Source organism: Neobacillus paridis (assembly GCF_016765675.1).
Classification (GTDB): Bacteria; Bacillota; Bacilli; order Bacillales; family Cytobacillaceae; genus Neobacillus; species Neobacillus paridis.
Genome location: NZ_JAESWB010000008.1, coordinates 426 through 815, shown reverse-complemented (window position 1 = coordinate 815; position 390 = coordinate 426). Strand labels below are relative to the sequence as shown.

Sequence of the window (390 nt, the reverse complement as noted above, 5' to 3'; positions counted from 1 at the left end):
CAATGTTTTCTGATCACCGCCGGTTACAGCCAGCGCAGAGTACCTGATCGAAGTGCCGGCCATAGATTGCCGAAATTACATTCCACGTCTGACTCACTGCCATGAAGCCCCATATACCTGCCGCAGCGCGCTGTGGTCTTTTTCAATTCCGCATGCCAGCCCAAGGCAACGCAGCGGCGACGGCATTTGCGCATGCGCCTGCCGCTTCCTCCGCAGCCGGGCTCGTCGCCGCACCAAGCATCGTGAGGCAGTAGGCATGGCCACCGTGAAAGCCCGCCTCGGCGACATCCTGGTCGAGCAAGGCCTGCTCAATGCAGACCAGTTGCAATGGTGTCGCAGGAGCAGAAGCGCTCGGGCCGCAAGCTGGGCCAGGTCATTGTCGACCAGGGC

1 protein-coding gene is annotated in these 390 nt (G+C 61.3%); it reads right to left on the bottom strand.

The features are described from left to right. Positions 1–23: 23 nt before the first annotated feature. A complete protein-coding gene (locus tag JK635_RS01405; RefSeq protein ID WP_202651722.1) occupies positions 24–194 on the bottom strand; it encodes a hypothetical protein in 171 nt (56 codons plus the stop codon). Positions 195–390 lie beyond the last annotated feature (196 nt).